Source organism: Flavobacterium fluviale (assembly GCF_003312915.1).
GTDB lineage: Bacteria > Bacteroidota > Bacteroidia > Flavobacteriales > Flavobacteriaceae > Flavobacterium > Flavobacterium fluviale.
In genome coordinates, this window is record NZ_CP030261.1 from 1,695,814 (window position 1) to 1,713,844 (window position 18,031).

Sequence of the window (18,031 nt, forward strand, 5' to 3'; positions counted from 1 at the left end):
AAACCGCAATTTCATTTGAAAATGCGGTTTTACATTTAATATAAAAATTCTATTAATGCGCTTCTAACCAGTCTTTACCCAGTCCAATTTCGACCTCTAACGGAACTATCATTTTAAATGCATTCTCCATTTCGTGTTTAATCATAGGCTGAATTTTTTCGAGTTCATCATTGTGAACATCGAACACAAGCTCATCATGCACCTGAAGCAGCATTCTCGATTTCCAGTTTTCTTCGTGTAATTTTTTATGAATGTTGATCATTGCAATTTTAATCACATCTGCCGCACTTCCTTGAATTGGTGCGTTTACTGCATTTCGTTCCGCAGCACTTCTAACAACAGCATTTGCAGAGTTGATATCTTTAAGGTAACGACGGCGTCCTAAAATTGTCTGTACGTAACCATTTTCACGAGCAAATTCAACCTGATCTTGGATGTATGATTTTAATCTCGGATATGTTTTGTAATACGCATCGATCAAAGCGGCACTTTCACCGCGGGATAATGAAGTCTGATTACTTAAACCGAAAGCAGAAACACCGTAGATAATTCCGAAGTTTACCGTTTTAGCGTTGCTTCTTTGTTCGCGCGAAACTTCTTCTAGTGCCACATCAAAAACCTTTGCGGCAGTTGCTCTGTGAATATCTTCTCCGTTTTGGAAAGCGGCAATCATATTTTCTTCTCCGCTTAAAGCGGCAATAATTCTTAATTCGATTTGCGAGTAATCGGCAGAAATTAAAGTATGATTTTCATCGCGAGCAACAAATGCTTTACGAATTTGTCGGCCTCTTTCGGTACGAATCGGAATGTTTTGCAAGTTTGGATTATTAGAACTCAAACGCCCTGTTGCCGCAACAGTCTGCATATAATCTGTATGAACGCGTAAAGTCTTTTTGTCAACCTGTTCTGGTAAGGCTAAAATATACGTGCTTTGTAATTTCACCATTTGGCGCCAGTCCAAAATTTGTTTTACGATCGGATTGTCATTAGCTAAATAAGTCAATACCTCCTCTCCGGTTGCATATTGACCCGTTTTGGTTTTCTTCTGTTTTGCGCCCCCGATCTTAAGTTTATCAAATAAAATGTCTCCTAATTGTTTTGGAGAAGCCAAATTGAATTTCTCGCCGGCAGTTTCATATATTTTTTCTTCTAATGATTTAATTTCAACTTCCATTTCTTTAGACATGGCGCTCAAAAATTCCACATCTAAACGAATTCCTTCGGTTTCCATCGCTGCTAAAACGCTTACTAATGGAATTTCGATTTCATCAAATAACTTTTTAGTTTCTGTTTTGTCTAATTCCGCTGTAAAGATTTCTTTTAATTGTAAAGTAATATCGGCATCTTCAGCAGCATATTCTTTAATATCTTCCAAAGGAACATCACGCATGTTAAGCTGATTTTTTCCTTTTTTTCCAATTAAAGTTTCAATGGATTTTGGTGAATATTTTAAATACGTCTCTGCTAAAATATCCATATTATGACGCATATCTGGATTAATCAGATAATGCGCAATCATAGTGTCAAAAAGTTTTCCTTTTACAGTAACGCCGTAATTAGCTAGAATTTTTAAATCGTATTTTAAGTTTTGACCGATTTTTTCAATATTTTCATTTTCAAAAAACGGAACAAATTTGTCAATTAAAACTTTTGCTTCTTCTTGGCTTTCTGGAAACGGAACATAAAAAGCTTTTCCTTTTTCGTATGAGAAAGACATTCCAACAAGTTCTGCATGCAAAGCGTCGATTCCTGTAGTTTCTGTATCAAAACAAACAGAAGTCTGTTTTTGTAAATTCTGTAAAAGTAATTTAATACCTAAATCACCTTGAATAGTTTGATAAGAATGTTCTGTATTCTCTAAAGTATTGTAAAATGAATTTCTGGCAGCTTCGGCACTTTCGTCAAGCGTAGTTCCGCCTCCTCCAAAAAGATCAAATTGATCTTCGTTTTTTGGCTGTGGTTTTTTGTATAATTTGGCGTCAGATACTTGCGTAGAAGCAGCTAATTCATTTCCGCCTCCAACTTTAAATAAATTATCAAACTGTTCTGCCATTCTTCTAAATTCCAATTCCTGAAAAATAGCATCTGTTTTTTCGATATCAGGACGTGAAAGCTCGTAGTCGTCTTCATTAAAAACAACATCACAGTCACATATAATAGTGGCTAGTTTTTTAGAGAGAATACCTTTGTCTTTATTGGCTTCGATATTTTCTTTCATTTTTCCTTTTAGTAAATGTGTGTTTTCTAAAAGGTTTTCCATTGTTCCAAATTCTTTCAGGAACTTTTTAGCCGTCACTTCACCAACACCGGGCAATCCTGGGATATTATCCACAGCGTCGCCCATCATTCCAAGAAAATCGATTACCTGTTCTGGTCTTTCCACTTCAAATTTTGCTAAAACCTCAGGAATTCCCCAAATTTCGATTCCGTTACCCATTCGAGCAGGTTTGTACATAAATATATTTTCAGAAACCAATTGTGCAAAATCCTTATCAGGCGTTACCATGTAAACCTTATAATTTTGTTTTTCGGCTTGTTTGGCAATTGTTCCAATTAAGTCATCGGCTTCACATCCTGCGATTTCAATAATCGGAATGTGCATGGCTTTTAATAGTTCTTGAATATAAGGAATTGCAATTTTAATGGCCTCTGGCGTTGCATCACGATTGGCTTTATATTCAGCAAACATTTCGGTTCTAACTTGACTTCCTTCTTTATCAAAAGCAACAGCTAAATGATCTGGTTTTTCTCTTTTAATAACATCCAAAAGGGAATTCATAAATCCCATAATTGCAGATGTATCCATTCCTTTTGAGTTGATTCTCGGGTTTTTTATAAAGGCATAATAACCACGAAAAATTAATGCATAAGCATCTAGAAGAAAAAGACGTTTTTGAGTTGACATATAAAAAATATTAAGTCTGTAAAAATAAACAATTGGGGTTTAAAAACAGATTTGTTAGTGAAAATTAATTTTTCAAACGGTATACGTTCTTTAAGTCCATTTTTTTCTAAAGATGCAATATATTGTGTTTTGTATTAATGATAAGTTGATCTGTAAAATAAAAGATTGTGAGGTTCGAATTAAAAGACCCATCATTCAATTTTTTCCTTTTTAATAGCGTTAAATTTTTTATAATAAAAAGCAATAAAATTTCCGTTCTTTGTTACTTTGCTTAAAACTATAACAAATGATCCTTCGTTTTGTAATTCTATGCGCTCTTTTTTTATTTATTGAGTTCTATTCTTATCAGGCTTTTCGAACTTTAATTAAAGTTAGATGGGTTTTAATTAGTTATCAAATTATAAGCTTACTGCTTTTAATCTTTATTATTTATTCTTTTTCTCAAGTAGATCGTTCAGTTGGTCAGACTAAACAGTTTATGTTTACGACAGGATTAATGCTGTTGGTATATGTGCCAAAAATTGTACTTACTTTAGTAATGTTTAGTGAGGATATTTTTAGAATAGGAGCTAGTATTCTTAATTATTTTGTGTACAACACTCCGAGAAAAGAAATGATGCCGGATCGTCGAAAATTTGTCAGCCAGATTGCATTAGGTTTGGCGGCCATTCCTTTTTTGTCTATTATTTATGGAATATTTGAAGGAAAATATAATTTTAAAGTAATCAAGCAAACCGTATTTTTTCCAGATCTTCCAGATGCTTTTGATGGTTTTAAAATAACTCAGATTTCAGATGTCCACAGCGGCAGTTTCGATAACCCAGAAAAGATAAATTATGCTATTGATTTGATCAATGCGCAGGAATCGGATATGATTTTGTTTACCGGTGATATAGTAAATACTCATGCAAAAGAAATGCATCCTTGGCTGGAAACTTTTAATCGTATTAAAGAGTATAAATATGGAAAGTTTTCGGTTCTGGGAAATCATGATTATGGTGAATATGTAGCGTGGCCTTCTGAGAAAGAAAAAGATGAAAATTTTAAGGAAATCAAAAAGCTGTATGATCAAATTGGTTTTAAGCTTTTGCTAAACGAGCATACTTATATTCAAAAAGGTGATGATAAAATTGCGCTTATTGGTGTAGAAAACTGGGGGATAAATTTTAAAAAAGCGGGAGATCTTAATAAAGCTTCTGAAAATGTTCATCAAGATGATTTTAAAGTGTTAATGAGCCACGATCCTAGTCACTGGGAAGCAGAAATTAAAGATCATCCAAAGAACTTTCATCTTACTTTTGCAGGTCATACACACGGTATGCAGTTTGGAATTGAAATTCCAGGCTATTTTAAATGGAGCTTGGCTCAATATATTTATAAACAATGGGCGGGCTTGTACGAAAACGTCGGAAGATACGTTTATGTTAACCGTGGCTTTGGTTTTCATGCCTATCCAGGACGAGTTGGTATTATGCCGGAAATAACGGTAATTGAACTAAAAAAAGGCCGTAATGTCGCTTAATTCGTTAAAAATGCTAAATTTGTATTATATTTATTTCTTTTAATAGATTTAAAAAACTTAAAATTTTTGGTTTTATGTCAAAATTTGGAGAACTAATAAATGCTCAAGTTCCAGTGTTAATTGATTTTTACACCGATTGGAATGAATCTTCTGTTTCTATGCATCCTGTTATTAAGGATGTTGCTGCAGCGCTTGGTGATAAAGCTAAAGTGATTAAAATTGATGTAGATAAGAATCAAGAACTAGCAGAAGCACTTCGTATAAAGGGACTTCCAACTTTAATGATTTATAAAGAAGGGCAGATGATTTGGAGGCAGTCAGGAGAGCTTGATGCGAATACAATTATTGGAATTGTTCAGGAACAATTTAATGTCTAAAAATTCTTTTTTGATATTATTTTAGTGAATGATATCAAACTTATATCCGTTTTCTTTTAAAAAGTGCAGTGTTCTAGGTAAAGCAAATCTTAAATTAGGCGAAGCTTTAATACTGTCATGAAAAACAATTACGCTGCCCGATTTAACATTTTTTGTTACATTTTCCAAGCATTTCTCAGGAGTAATGCTTTGATCAAAATCGGCACTTAAAACATCCCACATTACTATTTTATAGCCTAATTTTCTAAGAACCTTAGATTGTGCTTTTTTGATTTTTCCGTAAGGAGGTCGAAATAACAAACGACGCGGTGCTTTTTCTTGTTCGTCTAGCACTTCAGCGCAGTTTTTTACATTTTCGATATAATCATTAGTATGGATCTTCCATCCATTAACATGGTTCATGGTGTGGTTGCCAATAGAATGGCCATCGGTAATCAATTTTTCAAATAAGGCTAAATTAGCTTTGATGTTTTTTCCAATACAGAAAAAGGTAGCTTTTGCATCAAACTTTTTTAATTCGGATAAAACCCAGTCCGTAATCTCTGGAGTAGGCCCGTCATCAAATGTTAGGTATATTTTCTTTTCATTGTTAGGAATATCCCAGCAATATTTAGAAAACACCTTTTTAATAAATGAATTTGTTTTTACCCAATAAAAGCCCATCTTAAATTGAATTTACATTGTTTGTAAAATTAAAAAATGCAGCGCTATTTATCAAACAGCGCTGCATTTTTTTAATTGTTAAGATTTTCGTATATTATTTATTCTTTTTCACGTCCAAAACGTTCAAAAACATTTACATAAGTGTTAAACGTCGTTTTGTGCTTATTGTAAAAAGCAGTGTCTTTATTGTCTTGCATTACATGAAGTAAACTTCTGTATCGCTCGATATCTGTAATAATATCTACTGCTAAATCGGTTTGGTCAGACGGAGTAAGCGTACTGTAATAGTTCAAGTTCTCTTTATATTTTTGAACTAATTTATTTAAAAGATCTTGTGCTTTAGCTTTTTCTCCAACTCTATAATAACCATCCGCAAAAGGCTCGACTAACGAATAATATCCAAATTTGTCCAACGGCATTTTAGTTATCGCCAAATTGATTACATTTTTGGCCTTATCAATTTTACCTTCTTCAATAAGCTGATTCATCAATCTAGAAAGATTAGTACGGTATGTAATACTGTTTCTTCTAGTTTCAGGGTCGTGGTAAATTTTTTCACTTTCGCTATTGCCCCAATCCCATTTCATTACAATATCATAAGTCTTATCTGCATCAATTTGCCCCATATCCAATGGACCGCCATCTTTAGAAGGTGTGTTTTTTACAGGAACTAATTTGTAAACCATTCCGTCCAATTGCAGATAATCTTTCAGCCATAAATAATCTTCATCGTCAAATGCGCCGCCACTAAAATAAATTGGTCTTTTCCAATTGTTATTAGCTAAGATGTCAAGCATCATTAAACGGTTTTTGTATAAAGCACTTCCTTTAATATCAATATCCAAATATGGAACGATAGAATCGTAATATTTAGGGTTAACTACTTTATTCTGAATAATAGTTTTTTTATCAACATTCACTCTAATTTTATTCGTTGGATAGAAATGAATGGTTTGCCCATTTTGTAAACCAACAGTTGATTTAGGATTTTTGATGAAATCAATAAAATCTTTAATGTTCCAACGAGTGTCAATTTTTTGAATGTACGCAGTGTAGTCCAGTTTATCTCCCACATATTGATCGTGTGTAAAAGAAATTGGAAGTGCATTCGATTCATAAGATTTGGCTTTCATCTGGTCAATGTACCAATCTGTCATAAATAAACTTGTATTTACGATCTTAACATCTGTCCTAAAATGTTCGATTTCCTGTGCATACCAAAGCGGGAATGTATCATTATCTCCAATGGTAAATAAAATAGCATCTTTATCACAAGAACTTAAATACGCCTTCGCCATTGATACCGCAGTATATCTTCCTGATCTATCGTGATCATCCCAGTTTTGGGCAGCCATTAAAATAGGGGCAGCTAATAAACTTCCTGCTATAATAACTGGGCCTGCGATTTTTGGAGCTAGATATTTCTGAATACTTTCATAGAGCGAATACACTCCAAATCCGATCCAGATTGCAAAAACATAGAAGGATCCAACAAGTGCATAATCTCTTTCACGAGGTTCAAATGGTCTTTCATTTAAATATATTTTTAATGCAATTCCTGTAAATAAGAATAACGCCAAAAGAACATAGAAACTTTTTAAGTCTTTATTTGCGTGGTACATTAAACCAATCAAACCTAAAATAAATGGTAAGAAATAATAAGCATTACGTCCTTTATTATTTAAAACATCTGAAGGTAAATTATCTTGAGATCCTAAATGAACAGAATCTAAAGGTTTAATGCCGCTGATCCAGTTTCCGTCTAAATTATCATATTTTCCTTGAATGTCATTTTGACGTCCAACAAAGTTCCACATCAAATATCTCCAATACATATATCCAAATTGATATTCGAACATAAAGCTAAAATTATCAGCGGTAGTTGGTTTTTCGATAATTAAATAATCCTTATAGCTTCTTAAGAACTTAACATATCCTTCATTGTCAATTTGTTTTTGAGCGTAAGCATGTCTAAATTCTGAAACCGTTTTTTCAACTTCATTACGCAATTGAGCGGTAGCCTTATTGTATTCATCTTCACTCAATTGACTTGGGTCGATTCCGTATTTGGCTAAATCTTCTTCATAATCATAATTAGGGTTAATTTTGAATTTAGGAGGATTTGTAAAGTTGATATAATTTTGAATATGAGGTGTATCTGTACTCCACATTCTAGGCAAAATAGTTTTCTGATTATCGTCAGAATTTTGCTCTGCATTTTTATAATTATTGGTAATGATATATTTACCAGTTTTATAATCTCTTTCGTAGTTTGGTTTTTTATCTAAATAAGGCGTTTTTGCATCAAGCCCAGAAAAAACTTCTGTGTATTGAGGCCCGTAGAACAACGGATTAACACCATATTGCTCACGATTGTAATACGCTAAAACCTCAGTAGCGTCCGAAGGTTTGTTTTCGTTAATAACAGTATTAGCATTTGCACGTACAGGAAGCATCATCCAAGTTGAGAAACCAATCAGGATGAATAAAATACATAATATAATAGTGTTGTAAAATATTAAGCCTTTTTGCTTGGTGAATTTTAAGCCAAAATAGAAGAAGGCAATAAACAACAAAGCAACAAATATAGTTCCCGAATTAAAAGGAAGTCCCATACTGTTTACCATAAAAACTTCAGTCTTTCCAAAGAAAGCCATGGTTAATGGAAGAAGTAATTTGAAAATAAACAACAAAATTCCGATAACGACTACATTAGCAATCAAAAAGTTCTTAATAGTAACTTTTTCGTAGTGTTTGAAATAATATAAGAATCCGATTGAAGGAATAGTTAAAAGGGCCATAAAGTGAACTCCAAAAGAAAGTCCAACAACAAGAGAAATGATTAACAGCCACTTGTTTCCTCTTGGTTTGTCCATATCTTGTTCCCAGCGTAAACCAAGCCAGAAAAGCAGAGCAATTAATAAAGAAGCCATAGCATAAACCTCGGCTTCTACAGCATTAAACCAGAAACTGTCTGAAAATGTATAAGCTAAAGCCCCAACAAAAGAGCTTCCTAAGATAACAATCGAATTATTTTGATCAATTTCTGCAAATCGCGCTACAATCTTCTTTAAGATCATAGATGACGACCAGAACAGAAATAATATAGTGAAAGCGCTAGAGAAAACAGACATCATGTTAACCATTAGAGCAACATGCTGTGCATCTATTGCGAACATTGCAAAAAATGCACCCATCATTTGATAAAGCGGAGCTCCTGGTGGATGGCCTACTTCTAGTTTGGCAGCGGTAGCAATATATTCTCCGCAATCCCAAAAGCTCATTGTAGGTTCAACTGTTAAAGTGTAGGTAATTAAAGCGATTGCAAATGCAAACCAACCAATAATTGTATTCCATTTATTGAAATTGAATTGTGCCATATTTAGGTGTTAAAAATTTGAAAGTTTTCTATCCTACAAAGAAAATGTTTTTTTATGTAAAGAAACGAGCATTAACAAAAAAATCTATAAAACTATCTTTGAATAGTAAGGTATTGTGTATTAGATGCTTCTGATATTTAGAAAGATTTTCAAATAAAAAAAAGCAAAAAAAATGATTTTTTTTACTCAAAAAGTTTGCACAAACTAAATAAAGCCTTAAATTTGCACTCGCTTAACAGCACTGCTGGTCTATGGTGTAATGGTAACACAACTGTTTTTGGTGCAGTCTTTCTAGGTTCGAGTCCTAGTAGACCAACATAAAGCCTCTCAGAAATGAGAGGCTTTTTTTATGCAAAAAAAAATGCTTTGAAATTTGCATAAACTAAATAAAGTTATAATTTTGCACCCGCTTAACAGCATTGCTGGTCTATGGTGTAATGGTAACACAACTGTTTTTGGTGCAGTCTTTCTAGGTTCGAGTCCTAGTAGACCAACATAAAGCCTCTCAGAAATGAGAGGCTTTTTTTATGGGGTTAATTCAAATTGGTAATTTTAATGTTTTATCTATATAATGGATTGAAAAAAAAGCTTCTCATTGAGAAGCTTTTTGGTTTTTGGTATTATTTAAATCTTCAAAGTAATTACAGGTTTCACAGCATGATTGACTAATCCTTCGCTTATGCTTCCGTTAAAAAAATGCGCAAAACCAGTTCTGCCATGTGTGCACATTCCAATTATATCTGCATTTATTTTGTTGGAGAAATTAATAATTCCTTTTTCGATATTGGTGTCGTTATAAATTTGGGTTGTGTAATTGCTGATGTTAAATTGAGAAACAAATTCGTTCATCGCCTCCTCGCTAATGTGGGTTGGTTTAAAGCTGTTGGGTGTGCAAATTGTTACTAAATGTAGTTTTGATTCAAATAGTTTAGAGAGATTTAAAAGTTTTTCGAAAGGTTTTTTAGCTTCTTCTGAAAAGTCAGAAGCGAAAACAATATTAGAAGCATTGAAATTTGAGATATTTTTTTTGATGACTAAAACAGGTATTTCTGAATTTCGTACAACCTTTTCTGTGTTGGAGCCAATTAATAATTCTTCAACGCCAGAAGAGCCGTGAGATCCCATTACAATTAAATCGACGTCATAATCTTTACTTATTTGTGTAATACCGTGAATTGGTTTGTCCATTTTTACAACTTCAGTAACTGATATTTCGTTCAAATATTCTCTTGAAGCTGCTTCGTCAAGCATTTCGTTGGCTTTTTTCATAAAAAGCATGCTTTCCGGAATGCTGACACCGCCCATTATGGCATCATTTGATTGATGCGGTAATTCTAGCATGTGAAGAAGAATGATTTCGGAGTTGTTCCTTTTAGCAATTTGCGCGGCGACTTTTAAGGCGTCTTCTGCATGTTCTGAAAAATCCGTAGGTACTAAAATTCGTTTCATAGTTTTGAGGGTTAATGATATGAATAATTCGCTATTTTAATGCTCTTATAAAGATAAGAAATATTTTTAGAGCAATCTATTTATTTGATTTATAAAAAAATCACTATATTTGCACTGTTATTTATTAAAATCTAAATAATGAGGGGACTAAATGTCCCCTCTTTTTATAAAATTATGACATTTAAAGAAAAAGTAAACGGATTAATTACAGAAGCTCTTCTGGAAAAACCATCAATCTTTTTGATCGATTTGGCGGTTTCGGATTCTTTTAAAATTAGTGTTGGTTTAGACGGGGATAATGGAGTGGCGCTTCAGGATTGTATTGATATTAGTCGTGCAATCGAAAATAATCTTGATCGTGGAGAGCAGGATTTTTCGCTTGAAGTGGCATCGGTAGGAGTAGGATCACCTTTAAAATTAGTAAGACAATACAAGAAAAATATTGGTAGAACGCTGATTGTTACTACAAATACTGAAAAAATCGAGGCAGAATTGATAGAAGCTAATGATGTTTTTATAATTTTGTCTTGGAAAGCAAGAGAACCGAAAAAAGTAGGAAAAGGAAAAGAAACAGTTCAAAAAGAGCAACAAATACCTTATATAGAAATTAAAGAGGCAGTTGTTACGGTAACATTTTAATTTTAATTAAAAAATTCGCATGGAAAATTTAGCATTAATCGATTCATTCTCAGAGTTTAAAGATAATAAACTTATTGATCGTGTAACGCTTATGGCAATTTTAGAGGACGTATTTAGAAATGCATTAAAGAAAAAATACGGTTCAGATGAAAATTTCGATATCATTATAAATCCTGATAAAGGAGATATGGAAATTTGGAGAAGAAGAGTAATTGTTGCTGATGAGGATCTTGATTTTGAAAATGAGGAAATTACATTGACTGAAGCAAGAAAAATTGAAGCGGATTTTGAAATTGGAGAAGAGGTTTCTGAAGAAGTAAAATTGATTGATTTAGGAAGAAGAGCTATTTTAGCGCTTCGCCAAAATTTAATATCAAAAATTCATGAGCACGATAATACAAACTTGTACAAACAATTTAAAGATATTATCGGTGATATTTATACAGCAGAAGTACATCACGTACGTCCTAGAGTAGTTATCTTAGTTGATGATGAAGGAAATGAAATTGTTCTTCCAAAAGAAAAGCAAATTCCTTCTGACTTTTTCCGTAAAGGAGATAATGTTCGCGGGATCATTGAAAGCGTGGAATTAAAAGGAAATAAACCTCAAATTATTATGTCTAGAACTTCAGAAAAGTTCTTGGAAAAATTATTTGAGCAAGAAATTCCAGAGGTTTTTGACGGGTTAATTACAGTTAAAAATGTAGTTCGTATTCCTGGTGAAAAAGCAAAAGTAGCTGTTGATTCTTATGATGATAGAATTGATCCAGTTGGAGCTTGTGTGGGTATGAAAGGTTCTCGTATTCATGGAATTGTTCGTGAATTAGGAAATGAAAATATTGACGTAATCAATTACACAAACAACATTCAGTTGTTTATTACAAGAGCTTTAAGCCCTGCTAAAGTTTCTTCTATTAAAATAGATGAAGAAACGAAAAGAGCTGAAGTTTTCTTGAAATTAGAAGAAGTTTCTAAAGCAATTGGTAGAGGCGGTCACAATATCAAATTAGCAGGTCAATTGACAGGTTATGAATTAGATGTTATTCGTGAAGGAGATGTTGCCGGTACTGTTGCAGATGAAGATGATGTTGAATTAACAGAGTTTTCAGATGAAATTGAAGAATGGGTAATTGAAGAGTTTGCTAAAATAGGTTTAGATACTGCAAAAAGTATCTTGAAACATGAAGTAGAAGATTTAGTAAGAAGAACAGATTTAGAAGAGGAAACAATTCTAGATGTTATGAAAATACTGAAAGAAGAGTTTGACAGCTAAGAGATAGCTGAGTATCTGCTCTAACAACACAACGAAAAAGGTAATAATAAAAAGGTTATATGTCTGAAGAGAGAGTAATAAGAATAAATAAGGTTTTAAGGGAATTAAATATTTCGTTAGAAAGAGCTGTAGATTATCTAAAAGATAAGGGAATTGCTATTGATGCAAATCCTAATGCAAAAATTTCTGACAGTGAATTTAATATCCTTCAAAGTCAATTTGCGGGCGATAAGGGGAATAAGGAGGCTTCTAAAGAGGTTGGAGAAGAGAAAAGAAAAGAAAAAGAAGCTTTACGTGTAGAGCGCGAAAAAGAAATTGAAGACAAACGCAGACAAGAAGAGGAGCGTCAAAAACAACAGGAAATAATTAAAGCGAGAGCTGTCGTTACAGGGCCTGTACAAGTTGGTAAAATCGACTTGAATCCAAAAAAACCTGCAATTACTCCTTCTGAAGAAACAGTAAAGGCTGAAGAGCCAAAACCTGTTGTTGCGCCTGAGCAAACAGAAAAACCTGTTCAGAGTGAAACTGTGAAATCTGAACCAGTTGTATCGCAGCCGGTTTTGGAAACAAAAAAAGCAGAACAACCTATTATTACTGAGAAAAAAGAAGTTAAAGCAGAGTCTTCTAAAGCTGCACAGGAGCCAATCGTGTCTACTGATCCAGCAACTTCAGAAGAAACAATTACTACTCAATATCAAAAACTTTCAGGAACAACTCTTACAGGTCAGACAATTGATTTATCTCAATTTAATAAACCTAAGAAAAAGAAAGAAGATCCTAAAGCGGCTCAAAATAAGCCTGGAACTCCTGGAGTTGGTGGTAATAACGCGAATAAAAATAAGCGTAAAAGAATTGCGCCTAAACCGGGTACTCCTGGAGCGCCAAAACCTGCAACAGGCAATAATACGCCAGGAACACCAAATCCAAACAAAATTACTCCAAACAATAATGGTGGAGGGTTTAATGCAAACAGAAGTTCTAGACCTGGTTTTGTAAAAGGAAACCGTCCAGCGATTGTAGCTAAAGTTGAGCCGACAGAAGAAGAAGTAAAAAACCAAATTAGAGAAACTCTTGAAAAACTTCAAGGTAAAGGAGGAAAATCTAAAGCGGCTAAATATAGAAGAGATAAAAGAGAAACACACCGTCAGAAATCTGATGATGAGCAAAGAGCACTTGACGAAGGAAGTAAAACTATTAAAGTTACGGAATTCGTTACTGTAGGTGAAATTGCAATCATGATGGATGTGCCGATTACTAAAGTAATTGGAACTTGTATGTCTCTTGGTATCATGGTAACCATGAATCAGCGTCTTGATGCTGAGACTTTAACTATCGTTGCAGATGAGTTTGGTTATGATGTAGAATTTATTACAGTGGATATCGAAGAAGCGATTGAAGTTGTAGAAGATAGAGAAGAAGATTTAGTAACAAGAGCGCCAATTGTTACTGTAATGGGTCACGTTGACCACGGTAAAACATCTTTACTGGATTATATTCGTAAAGAAAATGTTATCGCTGGTGAATCTGGAGGTATTACGCAGCACATTGGAGCATATGGAGTTACTTTAGATAATGGTCAAAAAATAGCTTTCCTAGATACTCCTGGTCACGAGGCGTTTACCGCGATGCGTGCACGTGGAGCTCAAGTTACAGATATTGCTATTATTGTAATTGCTGCGGATGATGATATCATGCCGCAAACTAAAGAGGCGATCAGCCACGCTCAAGCGGCTAATGTGCCAATTATTTTTGCAATCAATAAGGTAGATAAACCAAATGCTAATCCTGATAAAATTAAAGAAAGATTAGCAGGTATGAATTTACTTGTTGAAGACTGGGGAGGAAAAATCCAATCTCATGATATTTCTGCAAAAACAGGATTAGGAGTAAAAGAATTACTTGAAAAAGTTTTATTAGAAGCTGAAATCTTGGATTTAAAATCAAATCCAAATAAAGCTGCTCAGGGAACTGTAGTAGAAGCTTTCTTAGATAAAGGAAAAGGATATGTATCAACAATTTTAGTTCAGCACGGAACTTTAAAAATTGGAGATTACATGTTAGCTGGAAAACATCATGGTAAAGTTAAAGCGATGCATGATGAAAGAGGGCATACTGTTTTACAAGCAGGACCTTCGACGCCGGTATCTGTTTTAGGTTTAGATGGAGCTGCAACGGCGGGTGATAAGTTCAATGTATTTGAAGATGAAAAAGAAGCAAAACAAATTGCATCTAAACGTTCTCAATTAATGCGTGAACAATCTGTACGTACACAAAGACATATTACACTTGATGAAATTGGTCGTCGTATTGCACTTGGTCAGTTTAAAGAATTAAATGTTATCCTTAAAGGAGACGTTGATGGATCTGTTGAAGCATTATCAGATTCGTTCTCTAAACTTTCTACTGAAGAAGTTCAAATTAATATTATTCATAAAGGTGTTGGTGCAATTACAGAAACTGACGTTAACTTAGCGTCTGCATCTGATGCAATCATTATCGGATTTAACGTTCGTCCTGCTGGAAATGCTAGACAGCTTGCTGATAAAGAAGAAATCGATATCCGTTACTATTCTATTATTTACGCTGCTATCGATGACTTAAAAGATGCAATGGAAGGAATGCTAGCTCCTGAAATGAAAGAAGAAATTTTAGGAACTGCAGAAATTCGTGAGATTTTCAAAATTTCTAAAGTGGGTTCAATTGCAGGTTGTATGGTAACTGATGGTAAAATCTTAAGAACGTCTAAAATTAGAGTTATTAGAGAAGGGGTTGTAGTTCACACAGGTGATTTAGTAGCTTTAAAACGATTCAAAGATGATGTTAAAGAGGTATCTAAAGGTTATGACTGTGGTATTCAAATAAAAGGATTTAATGACATTGAAATTAGTGATGTTATTGAAGCTTACCACGAAGTAGCAATTAAAAAGAAATTGAAATAATATTCAGTTGATAAATAATAAAAAAGTCCCAATGTAAATTGGGACTTTTTTTTGGACTTTTAAAAGTGAATTTTAGTGTTTCTAAATAATTAGTTTAGAATTTTAATGTTATTTTTGATCAAACTAAAATGTAATAAATATGAAATTAGGAATATATACAGCTGTTTTGTTTTTGAGTTTTTCGTCTTTTTGCTTTTCACAAGAAGATGTTGAGAAGCCTGCACCTCCTGCCGGAAATGCATTAGTAGGTGATTTTTATGGTGCGGATATTTCTACCGCAACCATTAATAATGCAATTTCAGTTGATAAATTGGAAGATAAATTAAAAGAGAGCAGTAAAATAGAAAATATTGCTGTTAAAGGAGAAGTAACGGGTGTTTGTCCAAAAAAAGGATGCTGGGTTAGTGTAAAAACAGATGGTGGTTCTTCTTTTTTTGTAAAAATGAAAGATTATGCTTTTTTTGTGCCAACTGCAGCTAAAGGCAAGAATGTTGTTTTAGAGGGCAGTGTTGAACGAAAAGTAACTTCTGTTGAGGAATTAAAGCACTACGCAAAAGATGCTAAGAAATCAAAGGCGGAAATAGATGCAATCACAATGCCTAAAGAAGAAATAAGATTTATGGCAAGCGGAATTAAAGTTGTAAATTAATAGTATGAAGCTTTTTGAAAATCTACATTTTTCTAATAAATAGTAGCTTTCATAGTTTGATGAATACTTAAGGTCCTAATGAAAATTAGGGCTTTTTTTGTATAATTAGTTTTGAAGTCGATATTTTGCCTGTTGTTGAGCTTGCGATTAATTGAATGTTTGCGGTATTTATTTGCTTTCAGGGATTAAATTAGTCTTTAATTAAGTTTGTATATGTGTTTAAATAACTTATGAGTATAAAAAAAGCGAGGTGTTTTTCCTCGCTTTTGTTTTTTTGAATTGTCTATTATTTCCCAGGTTTGAGTAAGAAAACGCTTTTATATCTTTTTTTGATTTCTGCTAGATTTCTTTCTGCTTCAATTCGGGTCTTAAAATTCCCTACAATTACCTTGTAATTTGGAGTGCTGAATATTATTGTTCCGTCAATGCTTGAATTTTCCCTTTTGAAATCTGACAGTGTTTTTTTTGCTTCATCGCTTTTACCACTAAAGATTTGGATTCTATAAGTATCGTTTGTATTTATTGACGTGTTAATTTTACGTTTCTCGTTTAACAATTGCTCAAATTTAGTATCTTGATTCAATGTTAAATTTTGGTCTTGCGCGTTAATATTGTGTGCGAAAGCAATCGATGTAATTGTTAATAAAAGGTTTTTTGAAGGACTTAAAATTCTCATAATGTGATGGTTTTTATGCAAAAATACTATTTAAAGTTTGAGTGTAAAATTTTAATATTATTTAGAATTGATATAAATTGATATTTAAGGGTATTTTAAGGTTTTGAGAATAGTTCATAAGTCGTATTTTTGTGCAAGTTTTAAAAGAGGGTGTGTGTTTTTACTGAAATTAATACAGAAAAAATCATACCAAAAATTAGTAGACAATTATTTATACTATATGAAAAAGGTGGGTAACCATAATTCGATCTCAAGAAAATTACTGTTTGGCTTATCGCTGACGTTAATTTTCTCCCTAACTTCATTTGCTCAAGATGCTGCTGCTCCTGCGGCGCCTGAAGCTGCGGCTGCTGCTCCGGCTGCAGATGGCGGTGATCCAGTAAAAGGGAAGGAACTTTTTAATGCAAATTGCGCTGCATGTCACAAATTAGATGCTAAATCAACAGGGCCGGCTTTAAGGGGCGTTGCTGCTAAGCACGATAAAGCTTGGCTTTATAAGTGGGTGCATAACAGTTCTGACATGATTAAGTCAGGTGATCCTGTTGCTGTTAAACTTTTTGAGGAAAATAACAAGGCTGTTATGACTTCTTTTCCTCAATTATCAGAAGGAGATATTGATAATATTATAGCATATACTTCTGAAGAAAAACCTGCTGCTCCTGCTGGTACTGTTGCATTGCCAACTGGTGGTGCTCAAGCTGAAGGAAGCGGAATTTCAAATAACATTATATTAGGAGCTCTTGCTCTAGTAATGGCTATTTTGGTTGTAATGTTGTTCATGGTGAACAAGGTTTTAACTAAAGTTGCAAATAAAAATGGTATTGAGGTTGCTCCAAGAGAAGCTAGAACTCCAATTTGGAAAGCTTTTGTTAAAAACCAATTTTTAGTTTTGGTAACTTCTATATTTTTGCTTTTGGCAAGTGGTTATTTCGTTTACGGATACTTAATGCAGGTAGGTGTAGATCAGAATTATGAGCCAATTCAGCCAATTCACTATTCGCACAAAATTCACGCTGGTGATAACGAAATCAATTGTAAATATTGCCACTCTGCTGCTCGTGTAAGTAAAACAGCTGGTATTCCTTCGTTAAATGTTTGTATGAACTGTCATAAAAATATTTCTGAGGTTGCTGAAACGACTGCTACTCCTGAGTACAGTAAAGCTTTCTACGATGCGCAGATTCAAAAATTATATGATGCTGTTGGATGGGATAAGGCTAAACAGGCTTATACTGGAAAAACGCAGCCTGTAAAATGGGTTCGTATTCATAATCTTCCTGATTTTGTTTATTTCAATCACTCACAACACGTCTCTGTTGCTGGAATTGAATGTCAAACTTGTCACGGACCAGTTCAAGAATTTGAAATCATGAAGCAGTACTCTAAATTAACAATGGGATGGTGTGTGGATTGCCACAGAAAAACTGATGTTAAGATGGAAGGTAACGCTTACTATGATAAAATTCATGCTGAACTTTCTAAAAAATACGGTGTAGAGAAACTAACTGCAGCGCAAATGGGAGGTTTAGAATGCGGTAAATGCCACTATTAATCGATTT

Annotated in this window: 12 protein-coding genes and 2 tRNA genes; 9 read left to right on the forward strand and 5 right to left on the reverse strand. The window is 33.7% G+C overall.

Going from position 1 to position 18,031, the window contains the following annotated elements; all coding sequences use genetic code 11:
* Positions 1–52 precede the first annotated feature (52 nt).
* Complete coding sequence (gene polA / locus HYN86_RS07585; RefSeq protein ID WP_113677498.1) at positions 53–2,905, reverse strand: DNA polymerase I; 2,853 nt, start codon at positions 2,903–2,905, stop codon at positions 53–55.
* Positions 2,906–3,191: 286 nt separating this feature from the next.
* On the opposite strand from polA, the gene HYN86_RS07590 reads away from it, so the two are divergent.
* Both HYN86_RS07590 and HYN86_RS07595 read left to right on the forward strand, forming a co-directional pair.
* Positions 3,192–4,427 carry a metallophosphoesterase gene (locus tag HYN86_RS07590; protein ID WP_113677499.1) on the forward strand — a complete coding sequence of 412 codons (1,236 nt, stop codon included), beginning with the start codon at positions 3,192–3,194 and terminating at the stop codon, positions 4,425–4,427.
* Between the two features lie 32 nt (positions 4,428–4,459).
* The gene (locus HYN86_RS07595) at positions 4,460–4,804 is read left to right on the forward strand and encodes a thioredoxin family protein (RefSeq protein ID WP_394336092.1); all 345 of its coding nucleotides are present in this window, start codon (positions 4,460–4,462) and stop codon (positions 4,802–4,804) included.
* 21 nt (positions 4,805–4,825) lie between these two features.
* Here HYN86_RS07595 and HYN86_RS07600 read toward each other — a convergent pair whose 3' ends face one another.
* Both HYN86_RS07600 and HYN86_RS07605 read right to left on the reverse strand, forming a co-directional pair.
* Positions 4,826–5,467: a polysaccharide deacetylase family protein gene (locus HYN86_RS07600; protein WP_113677500.1), complete on the reverse strand. Its 642-nt coding sequence runs from the start codon at positions 5,465–5,467 to the stop codon at positions 4,826–4,828.
* 98 nt (positions 5,468–5,565) lie between these two features.
* The gene (locus tag HYN86_RS07605) at positions 5,566–8,847 is read right to left on the reverse strand and encodes a glycosyltransferase family 117 protein (protein WP_113677501.1); all 3,282 of its coding nucleotides are present in this window, start codon (positions 8,845–8,847) and stop codon (positions 5,566–5,568) included.
* Positions 8,848–9,092: 245 nt separating this feature from the next.
* Between HYN86_RS07605 and HYN86_RS07610 the strand changes: the two genes are divergently transcribed.
* Positions 9,093–9,163, forward strand: a tRNA-Gln gene (locus HYN86_RS07610).
* Positions 9,164–9,270: 107 nt separating this feature from the next.
* Positions 9,271–9,341: transfer RNA gene (locus HYN86_RS07615), tRNA-Gln, on the forward strand.
* Between the two features lie 130 nt (positions 9,342–9,471).
* Here the strand turns inward: HYN86_RS07615 and HYN86_RS07620 are convergent.
* Positions 9,472–10,296 (reverse strand): universal stress protein, encoded by an 825-nt coding sequence (locus HYN86_RS07620; RefSeq protein WP_113677502.1) that lies wholly within the window; start codon positions 10,294–10,296, stop codon positions 9,472–9,474.
* A gap of 174 nt (positions 10,297–10,470) precedes the next feature.
* Between HYN86_RS07620 and rimP the strand changes: the two genes are divergently transcribed.
* The 4 genes from rimP to HYN86_RS07640 all read left to right on the forward strand — a co-directional run bounded on the left by rimP (position 10,471) and on the right by HYN86_RS07640 (position 15,796).
* The gene (gene rimP / locus HYN86_RS07625) at positions 10,471–10,935 is read left to right on the forward strand and encodes a ribosome assembly cofactor RimP (protein ID WP_162789324.1); all 465 of its coding nucleotides are present in this window, start codon (positions 10,471–10,473) and stop codon (positions 10,933–10,935) included.
* Between the two features lie 19 nt (positions 10,936–10,954).
* The gene (nusA, locus tag HYN86_RS07630; RefSeq protein WP_113677504.1) at positions 10,955–12,208 is read left to right on the forward strand and encodes a transcription termination factor NusA; all 1,254 of its coding nucleotides are present in this window, start codon (positions 10,955–10,957) and stop codon (positions 12,206–12,208) included.
* A 59-nt stretch (positions 12,209–12,267) separates the two neighbouring features.
* Positions 12,268–15,147 (forward strand): translation initiation factor IF-2, encoded by a 2,880-nt coding sequence (gene infB, locus HYN86_RS07635; protein ID WP_113677505.1) that lies wholly within the window; start codon positions 12,268–12,270, stop codon positions 15,145–15,147.
* 139 nt (positions 15,148–15,286) lie between these two features.
* On the forward strand, positions 15,287–15,796 hold the full coding sequence (locus tag HYN86_RS07640; protein ID WP_113677506.1) for a DUF4920 domain-containing protein: 510 nt from the start codon (positions 15,287–15,289) through the stop codon (positions 15,794–15,796).
* Positions 15,797–16,082: 286 nt separating this feature from the next.
* Here the strand turns inward: HYN86_RS07640 and HYN86_RS07645 are convergent, their stop codons facing one another.
* Positions 16,083–16,472, reverse strand: coding sequence for an SPOR domain-containing protein (locus HYN86_RS07645; RefSeq protein ID WP_113677507.1), 390 nt, complete (start codon positions 16,470–16,472; stop codon positions 16,083–16,085).
* Positions 16,473–16,692: 220 nt separating this feature from the next.
* On the opposite strand from HYN86_RS07645, the gene HYN86_RS07650 reads away from it, so the two are divergent.
* Positions 16,693–18,024, forward strand: a complete 1,332-nt coding sequence (locus HYN86_RS07650; RefSeq protein WP_113677508.1) for a c-type cytochrome — start codon at positions 16,693–16,695, stop codon at positions 18,022–18,024.
* Positions 18,025–18,031 lie beyond the last annotated feature (7 nt).